The organism is Mesorhizobium sp. M0848, assembly GCF_040319805.1.
Classification (GTDB): domain Bacteria; phylum Pseudomonadota; class Alphaproteobacteria; order Rhizobiales; family Rhizobiaceae; genus Mesorhizobium.
Genome location: NZ_JAMYOM010000008.1, coordinates 241,311 through 249,653 on the forward strand (window position 1 = coordinate 241,311; position 8,343 = coordinate 249,653).

The window sequence follows — 8,343 nt, forward strand, 5'->3', positions numbered from 1 at the left end:
TTTCGAGGCATATCCTTGCCTCGCCGCGTGCCAATCGTGAGGCCAGCCTGGGAAGCCAATCCGGGAGGCCAATCTGGGAGGATTGTCATGATTTCGACGGCGCAGGAACTGCATCCCACACCCGTTCTGGAACCGGGGCGGACCATCCTCGAATTGCGCGGGCTGGAGAAGCGCTATCCCGGCACCCACGCGCTGAAGCCGGTCGACCTCGCCTTCAAGTCCGGTGAGATCCACGCCATCGTCGGTGAGAACGGCGCCGGCAAATCCACGCTCATCAAGCTTCTGACCGGCGTCATGCCGCGCACCTCCGGAGAGATTGCCTGGGAGGGCCAGCCGGCCGCCCTGGCCACACCGCACGAGGCGATGGCGCTCGGCATCAATGCCGTGCACCAGGAAGTCGTGCTGTGCCGTCACCTGACGGTCGCCGCCAACATGTTCCTCGGCGAGGAGAATTCACGCTTCGGCATCCTGCAGCAGCGCGCCATGGTCAGGCAAGCACAGACGATCATCGACGACCTCGGCTTCGACCTGCCGGCGCATGTCACGCTTGGCGACCTGACCATCGGCCAGCAGCAGCTGATTGCCGCCGCCCGCGCCACCGTGCGCGGCACCAAATTCCTGATCTTCGACGAGCCGACCGCCTACCTCACCCGCAAGGAGGCCGACCAGCTTTTCACCCTAATCCGTCGGCTGAAGGGCGAAGGCGTGACGATCATCTACATCAGCCACCGCATGGAGGAAGTGTTCGAGCTCGCCGACCGTGTTTCCGTGCTGCGCGACGGCACGCTGGTCGGCACCCGCAACATCGCCGAGACCAACGATGCCGAGCTGGTCAAGATGATGATCAACCGCTCGATCGAGCAGGTCTATCACAAGGAGCATTTCACGCCGGGCGCCGCCATTATCGAGGCGAGGAACCTGTCCGGCAAGGGCTTCGAAAATGTCTCGATGACGGTTCGCGCCGGCGAGATCGTCGGGCTTTATGGCCTGATCGGTGCCGGACGCAGCGAGTTCGTCACCACGCTTTACGGCCGCCACCGCAAATCCGCCGGCCAGATCCTCTGGGAAGGCAAGGAGGTGCAGGTCAATTCCGAACATGACGCGATCAAGCTCGGCATGGCGCTGGCGCCGGAGAGCCGCCGCGACCAGGGCCTCTGCCTCAACCTGCCGGTCGGCTTCAACCTGAACCTGCCGATCTACAAGCGTATCTCCAACAATATGCTGATTTCGAGCACGCAGGAGAAGACGCAAGCCGATCGCCAGATCGCCGATCTGCGCATCAAGACACCGACACGCGGCGCGCTGGCATCCAGCCTGTCGGGCGGCAACCAGCAGAAGATCGTCATCGGCAAATGGCTGGCGCACGGCGCCAAGCTGTTCATCTTCGACGAACCGACGGTCGGCGTCGATGTCGGGACCAAGGCCGAGATCTACCGCCTGTTCGGCGCGCTGCTGTCAAAGGGCGCCGGCATCATCCTGATCTCGTCCTATCTGCCGGAAGTCTATGAACTCGCCGACACGCTGCACGTGTTCCGGCGCGGCAAACTGGTGGCGACGCACGGTTTTCACGCCGCCAGCCACGAGGATATTCTCACTCAGGCGCTCGCCGAGAAACAAGAAAAGCTGGGAGGACAGATATGAGCACCGAGGCGATTGCCGTCGAAAAACCGAAGCGCAACTATAATGTCCTGTTTGGGCTGACGCTTTTGGCGCTGCTGGTTCTGCTCTGGATCCTTCTCTCCGTGGCGACGACGAGCTTCGCCTCCGCCAACAACATGGCCAATCTCTTGCGCCAGGGCTCGATGATCGCCATCATGGCGGTCGGCCAGACTTTCGTCATCATCACCGGCGGCATCGACCTGTCGGTCGGCGCCGTGGTCGGTTTCGCCACGGTGGTCGTGGCCATGATGATCAATGCCGGCTTCCCCCTCTGGCTCGCCATTCTGGTGACGCTGCTGGTCGGCGTCGCCATCGGCATGTTCCACGGCTTCGGCATCGTCAAGATGGGCCTGCCGCCCTTCATCATCACGCTGGCAACGCTGACCTCGCTGCGCGGCATCGGCCTTTTGATGACCAACGGCAATTCGATCAACATCAACAGCGACACCTTCACCGCCTTCTCGCGCAATTCCTTCATCGGCATCCCCAACCTGTTCTGGATGGTGATCCTGGTCGGCATTCCGGCCTATATCTTCCTGCACCACAGCCGCTGGGGCCGATACCTGTTTTCGGTCGGCTCCAACGCCGAGGCTTCGCGTCTGTCCGGCGTCAATGTCCAGCGCACCATCTACATGGCCTACACGCTGTCGGGCCTGTGCGCCGCCTTTGTCGGCGTGCTGCTGGCCGCCCGCATCGGCATCGGCAACCCGACGCAGGCCGAGGGCTGGGAGCTGCAGGCGATCGCGTCTTCGGTCATCGGCGGCACCTCGCTGTTCGGCGCCGTCGGCTCGGTGCACGGACCACTGCTCGGCGCCTTCATCCTGGCCACCATCAACAACGGCGCCAACCTGCTCAACGTCAACTCGTTCTGGCAGCGCATCATCACCGGCGCGCTGATCATCATCATCGTCTACTTCGACGGCCTGCGCCGCCGCGGCAAGTAGCGACCCCGCAATCAACCGCCGGTTCGCCACACCAACGGGCCGGCGATTTCATGACTGGATTAGCGCATGAAAGCCGTCCTCTGCCGTTCGCCCGGCGATCTTGTCCTTGAAGACCGGCCTTCACCAGAGGCACCGCCTGCCGGCTGGGCGCTGGTGGCGGTCAGCCATGTCGGCATCTGCGGCACCGACTACCACATTTTCGAGGGCAAGCACCCATTCCTCGCCTATCCCCGCATCATGGGCCATGAGGTGTCGGGAACGATCCTCGAGACCGGCGACGGCGTCGATCTTGCCGTTGGCGAGCCGGTCGTCATCAACCCCTATCTTTCCTGCGGCAAGTGCATCGCCTGCTGGCACGGCAAGCCGAATTGCTGCGTCAGGATCGAGGTGCTGGGCGTGCATCGCGACGGCGCCATGTGCGAACGGATCCTGGTGCCGGCGCAAAATCTCTATCCGGCCAACGGCCTGTCGCTGGCCGACGCCGCCGCAGTCGAGTTCCTGGCCATCGGAGCGCATGCCGTGCGGCGCGCTCGCGCCGACCCTGGCGCCCGCACGCTGGTCATCGGCGCTGGCCCGATCGGGCTCGGTACCGCCATCTTCGCCCGCATCGCCGGGCTCGACGTGACGCTGCTCGACATGAGCAGTGAAAGGCTCGCCTTCGCCGCGAACGAGCTTGGTTTCCAGACCCTCGACGGCTCGCGCGGCGCGGTGCCCGATCTGGTCAAGGGAGCGACATCAGGCGAAGGCTTCGATGTCGTCTTCGACGCCACCGGCAACACCCAATCGGTGCAGTCGGCTTTCGCCCATGTCGCGCATGGCGGAACGCTGGTGCTGGTCTCCGTCGTCAAGGACGACATCAGCTTTTCCGATCCGGAATTCCACAAGCGCGAGATGACGCTGATCGGCAGCCGCAACGCGCTGCGCGCCGACTTCGATCACGTCGCCGCCTCGATCCGCAACGGCGCCGTGCCCCTGGCCAAGCTCGTCACACACCGCACCACACTCGCCGGCACGCCGCGCGATCTCGCCCGCTGGGCACACGAGAAATCCGGCCTGATCAAGGCTGTGATCGAGGTCGGATAGAGGCGCCTGTTCGACACGAATTCGGAGATCGTTGAGCGCCCAACTTGGTAGATCTGATGCTTTGGCGACTAGCCGCAACATCCATCGCTTCGTCATCCTATGGCGGAGCGAGGAGCGAAGCGACGCGGCGCAGACCATAGGATCCATGCCGTGACCTGAGAGCGTTGCTTCGGTGCAGAATTCTGCGCCGCTGCGCTCTTCGCCCGAGATCGCGGCATGGATCCTTGGGTCTCCGCGACGGAGCTGCGCTCCTGCTTCGCCCAAGGATGACGACGTTAGCTACAGCGCCGACAGCTTCAGCTCCACCCGCTCGGCCGGGAAGCGCGACTCGGAAAACTGGATCGGCTGGCCGTCCGGCGTGACGTTGACGGCAACCGTGACCAGCACGATGGCGCCCGGCAGCAGGTCGAGGTCGGCAAGGTCCGCCGCATCGGCATGGCGCGCCGACAGCACGGTCGATTGCCGGAGATAGTCGTCGATGCCGAAACGCGCCAGCGATGCGGTGATCGAGCCGGTTTGCGCCATCGCGGCATCGATGCCGGCAAAGCGCCGGGCCTCGAACCAGCCGGCAGCACGCGACACCGGCCGTCCGTCGGCTTCGCCGCGCGTTTCCAACCGGATCACATCGGCTCCCCTGGCAAGGCCAAGGCCCTCGGCAACGCGCTGGCTGGCCGGCTCGATCGACGAGGCGAGCAGGACGATGTGCCGTTCCGTCGTTTGCCCTTGCAGCCCTGTCGAAAAGCGTGTGCGCGCGCCGATCGGATAGGACAGCCGCTTGCGCGACAGTACGAAGGTGCCGCGCCCCTGCTCGGCCCGCAGCACGCCTTCCCTTACAAGGGCCGATATGGCGCTGCGCACCGTGTGACGGTTGACGCCATAGCGTTCTGCCAGCGCCACCTCCGGCGGCAACGCTGCATTCTCCGTGAAATCGCCGATGGCGATCGCATGCAGGATCTTGTCGGCGATCTGCCGCCACAGCGAAACGCCACTGCGCCGCTCGATGCTGTCCGCTGCCAGCCGCCCGACTATCATTGCCCCAACCTTCCAGCGCCCAGTCTTATATCGCTGTCATCCACCCGTCATGGACACGCGTTAGATAATAGGTATAATTTGTATAGTTGTCTATATCAATAGACAAATTGACAAAGAGGAATGCTGCTGATGCGAGGACAGGAAGCCCGCGACCAGGCCGAGCGCAAGGCCGCCATGGCGACACTGGCGCAATCCAGCGGCGATGACATCGTCCGGCTCTGGAATGAAGCCGGATTGCCTTCGGAAGCAGAACTGCTGCGCGGCCCCGAGACCGGGCTGGTCACCGTGCGCGGCCGCATCGGCGGCGGCGGCGCGCCCTTCAACGTCGGCGAGGCGACCGTCACCCGCGCCACCGTCCGGCTGCCCTCCGGGCAGGTCGGACATTGCTATGCGCTTGGCCGCGACAAGCAGAAGGCGAAGCTGGCGGCCATCGCCGACGCGCTGTGGCAGGATCCTGCCCGCCGCAATGAAGTCGAGACCGGACTGATAGCGCCCCTGCGGTCGGCTCTGACCGCAGCGCATGAAAAACGCCGCGCCGAGACGGCGGCAACGAAGGTGGATTTCTTCACCATGGTTCGCGGAGAAGACTGATGGACATTGCAGCGCAATCGATAGAGGGCGGTTTCGCCGATCCGGTCTTCAATGCCCAGACGGTGTTCCGCGCCGTCATGGACGCAATGGCGCGGCCAGGCAGCGTGCAGCCGCTGCCGGCCTTCGCCCGCCCGCCGGCGCCGCTCTCGGCGGCCGCCGGCGCCATCGCACTGGCGCTGTGCGATAACGACACCCCGCTCTGGCTCGACCAGACCCTGCAAGCTTCCACCGCGATCAGACCCTGGCTTGGGTTCCACACCGGCGCGCCATTGGCCAACACACCGGCCGATGCGCATTTCGCCTTCATCGCGGCCCCGGCCGAGATGATGTCGCTCGATGGTTTTTCGCAGGGCACCCAGGACTATCCCGACCGTTCGACCACGCTGATCCTGCAAGTCGGCGATCTCGTGTCCGGCACGCCGCTGTTGCTCGAAGGTCCCGGCATCGAAACCAGCGCCACGATCGCGCCGGCACAGATGCCGCGCCATTTCGTCGAGCAGTGGAAGCAGAACATCAAGCGCTTTCCCAGAGGCGTCGACATCATACTCGCCACATCAGATGGCATTGCCTGCCTGCCGCGCACGACGCGCATCAAGACAATGGAGGCGTAAAAAATGTATGTCGCGGTAAAAGGTGGCGAAGCCGCAATCGCCAACGCCCACAGCCTGCTTGCCGACCGCCGACGCGGCGACCGTTCGGTGCCGGCCCTTCGCCTCGACCAGATCGTCGAGCAGCTGGCGCTCGGCGTGGATCGGGTGATGAGCGAAGGCTCGCTCTACGACCGTGAGTTGGCGGCACTCGCAATCGTCCAGGCGCGCGGCGACCTGATCGAGGCGATCTTCCTGGTGCGCGCCTATCGCACCACGCTGCCGCGCTTCGGCTACACCAGGCCCATCGACACCGCCGGAATGCTGGTCGAGCGGCGCGTGTCGGCGACCTATAAGGACCTGCCCGGCGGCCAATTGCTCGGGCCCACATTCGACTACACCCACCGGCTGCTCGATCCCGAGCTTGCCGCCGGCGCCGACGTCGCCGAGCCCTTGCGGCGCGAGACGGAAGCGCAAGCCATGCCGCGCGTATCGGCGATCCTCGCCCGCGAAGGCTTGATCGAACCGGACGGCGACATGCCGCAGGACCATGTCCCCGGCGACATCACCCGCGAGCCGCTGGAATTCCCGATGGCGCGCGACATCCGCCTGCAGGCGCTGTCACGCGGCGACGAGGGCTTTTTGCTGGCGCTCGGCTATTCCACCCAGCGCGGCTATGCCCGCAACCATCCCTTCGTCGGCGAGATCCGCATCGGCGAGGTCGAGCTTGAGCTCGACGTGCCCGAACTGCCCTTCGCTGTCCCGCTCGGCACTGTCCGCGTCACCGAATGCCAGATGGTCAACCAGTTCAAAGGCTCAGCCAAGGCGCCGCCGCAGTTCACCCGCGGCTACGGCCTGGTCTTCGGCCAGAGCGAGCGCAAGGCGATGGCGATGGCGCTTTGCGACCGGGCGCTGCGCGCCTCCGAACTCGGCGAGGATGTCGTCGCCGCCGCGCAGGACGAGGAGTTCGTCATTTCGCATTCCGACAACGTCCAGGCGACCGGCTTCGTCGAACATCTGAAGCTGCCGCACTATGTCGACTTCCAGGCCGAACTCGACCTCGTGCGCCGCATGCGCGCCGAATACGACGCCCGCGGAAATGCCGACATGCTGGAAGACAAGAAGGAGGCGGCGGAATGAGCCTAGTCGCCCGACCCGCCATCACCGCCACCGCTGTCGTGCGAATGGTCGCCATGCCCGCCACTGTAGCCGCCGCCGATGCCAACGCTCTCGCCATGCGCGCCTTCCCTGGCTGCGGGAAAAACCATTCTTCGGAGGATAAACGCGACCACGCCGACGAACGCCAGCAGCAGAATTCCGATATGCAGCCAAGCGGTCTGGGTCATCCGATTTCGCCCCTGTTTCCGCGTCCTGGACGCCAATTCAATAGCACAATGTGGATGTGATCGCCATGACCGACATCGCCACCTACAACTTCGCCTATCTCGACGAGCAGACCAAAAGGATGATCCGCCGGGCGATCCTCAAGGGCATCGCCATTCCCGGCTACCAGGTGCCGTTCGCCTCGCGCGAAATGCCGATGCCCTATGGCTGGGGCACCGGCGGCGTCCAGGTCACCGCTTCAATCATCGGCCCCGATGATGTCTTGAAGGTGATCGACCAGGGTGCCGACGACACCACCAACGCAGTCTCGATCCGTGCCTTCTTCAAGAAGGTCGCCAACGTCGCGGTGACCACCGACACAGCCAGCGCCACCATCATCCAGACCCGTCACCGCATCCCCGAGCGTCCGCTGACGGCGGGCCAGGTGCTTGTTTATCAGGTGCCTATCCCTGAGCCGCTGCGCTTCCTTGAACCGCGAGAGACCGAAACGCGCAAGATGCATGCGCTGGAGGAATACGGCCTCATGCATGTCAAGCTCTACGAGGACATCGCCAAACACGGCCGCATCGCCACCACCTATGCCTATCCGGTCAAGGTCGAGGGCCGCTATGTGATGGACCCGTCGCCGACGCCGAAATTCGACAATCCCAAGATGCATCGCTCACCGGCGCTGCAGCTGTTCGGCGCCGGCCGCGAAAAGCGCATCTATGCGGTGCCGCCGTTCACCGACGTGGTCAGCCTCGACTTCGAGGATCATCCGTTCGAGGTGCAGACCTTCGACCAGCCCTGCGCGCTGTGCGCGGCCGAGAATGTCTATCTCGACGAGGTCATCCTCGACGACCATGGCGGCCACATGTTCGTCTGCTCGGACACAGACCATTGCGAGAAGCGGCGCAACGCCCCTACCTCCCCCTTGTGGGGAGGTCGCGCCGAAGGCGCGGGGGGTCTTGACCAATCTACGGCCCACTCAACCCCCCCCCCCCCGCGGGGCGCCGCCCCCCCCCCCCCCCGGGGGGGGGGGGTGGGACCAGAGAACACCGCCCCCCCGGGGGGGGGGCGGGGGCTGGGGAAAATTAAGGCGGGGCCGCGGGGGGGGGGCCACG

General features: G+C 64.9%; 8 protein-coding genes and 1 pseudogene. 7 read left to right on the plus strand and 2 right to left on the minus strand.

The window, feature by feature from the left end; genetic code table 11:
- Nucleotides 1-87 precede the first annotated feature (87 nt).
- The 3 genes from NKH95_RS12060 to NKH95_RS12070 all read left to right on the plus strand — a co-directional run bounded on the left by NKH95_RS12060 (nucleotide 88) and on the right by NKH95_RS12070 (nucleotide 3,686).
- A complete protein-coding gene (locus NKH95_RS12060; RefSeq protein ID WP_352774968.1) occupies nucleotides 88-1,641 on the plus strand; it encodes a sugar ABC transporter ATP-binding protein in 1,554 nt (517 codons plus the stop codon).
- Nucleotides 1,638-2,603 carry an ABC transporter permease gene (locus NKH95_RS12065; RefSeq protein WP_352891621.1) on the plus strand — a complete coding sequence of 322 codons (966 nt, stop codon included), beginning with the start codon at nucleotides 1,638-1,640 and terminating at the stop codon, nucleotides 2,601-2,603. Before NKH95_RS12060 ends, NKH95_RS12065 begins: the two co-directional genes overlap by 4 nt.
- Nucleotides 2,604-2,669: 66 nt before the next feature.
- On the plus strand, nucleotides 2,670-3,686 hold the full coding sequence (locus NKH95_RS12070; RefSeq protein ID WP_352774969.1) for a zinc-binding alcohol dehydrogenase family protein: 1,017 nt from the start codon (nucleotides 2,670-2,672) through the stop codon (nucleotides 3,684-3,686).
- Nucleotides 3,687-3,965: 279 nt separating this feature from the next.
- Here the strand turns inward: NKH95_RS12070 and phnF are convergent, their stop codons facing one another.
- The gene (gene phnF, locus NKH95_RS12075; RefSeq protein WP_023812477.1) at nucleotides 3,966-4,715 is read right to left on the minus strand and encodes a phosphonate metabolism transcriptional regulator PhnF; all 750 of its coding nucleotides are present in this window, start codon (nucleotides 4,713-4,715) and stop codon (nucleotides 3,966-3,968) included.
- Between the two features lie 132 nt (nucleotides 4,716-4,847).
- Here phnF and phnG point away from each other — a divergent pair, with 132 nt between their 5' ends.
- Genes phnG through NKH95_RS12090 form a run of 3 tightly spaced genes read left to right on the plus strand, consistent with a single transcriptional unit; the run spans nucleotide 4,848 to nucleotide 7,036 of the window.
- Nucleotides 4,848-5,309: a phosphonate C-P lyase system protein PhnG gene (phnG, locus tag NKH95_RS12080; RefSeq protein ID WP_023812476.1), complete on the plus strand. Its 462-nt coding sequence runs from the start codon at nucleotides 4,848-4,850 to the stop codon at nucleotides 5,307-5,309.
- Nucleotides 5,309-5,920 (plus strand): phosphonate C-P lyase system protein PhnH, encoded by a 612-nt coding sequence (gene phnH / locus NKH95_RS12085; RefSeq protein WP_352774971.1) that lies wholly within the window; start codon nucleotides 5,309-5,311, stop codon nucleotides 5,918-5,920. Before phnG ends, phnH begins: the two co-directional genes overlap by 1 nt.
- Before the next feature lie 3 nt (nucleotides 5,921-5,923).
- Complete coding sequence (locus tag NKH95_RS12090; RefSeq protein ID WP_352774972.1) at nucleotides 5,924-7,036, plus strand: carbon-phosphorus lyase complex subunit; 1,113 nt, start codon at nucleotides 5,924-5,926, stop codon at nucleotides 7,034-7,036.
- A gap of 2 nt (nucleotides 7,037-7,038) precedes the next feature.
- Here NKH95_RS12090 and NKH95_RS12095 read toward each other — a convergent pair whose 3' ends face one another.
- Nucleotides 7,039-7,242 (minus strand): hypothetical protein, encoded by a 204-nt coding sequence (locus tag NKH95_RS12095; RefSeq protein ID WP_023812473.1) that lies wholly within the window; start codon nucleotides 7,240-7,242, stop codon nucleotides 7,039-7,041.
- A gap of 65 nt (nucleotides 7,243-7,307) precedes the next feature.
- Between NKH95_RS12095 and NKH95_RS12100 the strand changes: the two are divergent.
- Nucleotides 7,308-8,135, plus strand: a pseudogene (locus NKH95_RS12100) (alpha-D-ribose 1-methylphosphonate 5-phosphate C-P-lyase PhnJ); the annotation flags it as partial.
- Nucleotides 8,136-8,343 lie beyond the last annotated feature (208 nt).

Excerpts from the sequence above, each read along its gene's own strand:
- NKH95_RS12090 (WP_352774972.1), top strand. The coding sequence starts at position 5,924 with ATGTATGTCGCGGTAAAAGGTGGCGAAGCCGCAATCGCCAACGCCCAC.
- NKH95_RS12070 (WP_352774969.1), top strand. The coding sequence starts at position 2,670 with ATGAAAGCCGTCCTCTGCCGTTCGCCCGGCGATCTTGTCCTTGAAGAC.
- NKH95_RS12095 (WP_023812473.1), bottom strand. The coding sequence starts at position 7,242 with ATGACCCAGACCGCTTGGCTGCATATCGGAATTCTGCTGCTGGCGTTC.
- NKH95_RS12060 (WP_352774968.1), top strand. The coding sequence starts at position 88 with ATGATTTCGACGGCGCAGGAACTGCATCCCACACCCGTTCTGGAACCG.
- phnH (WP_352774971.1), top strand. The coding sequence starts at position 5,309 with ATGGACATTGCAGCGCAATCGATAGAGGGCGGTTTCGCCGATCCGGTC.
- phnG (WP_023812476.1), top strand. The coding sequence starts at position 4,848 with ATGCGAGGACAGGAAGCCCGCGACCAGGCCGAGCGCAAGGCCGCCATG.
- NKH95_RS12065 (WP_352891621.1), top strand. The coding sequence starts at position 1,638 with ATGAGCACCGAGGCGATTGCCGTCGAAAAACCGAAGCGCAACTATAAT.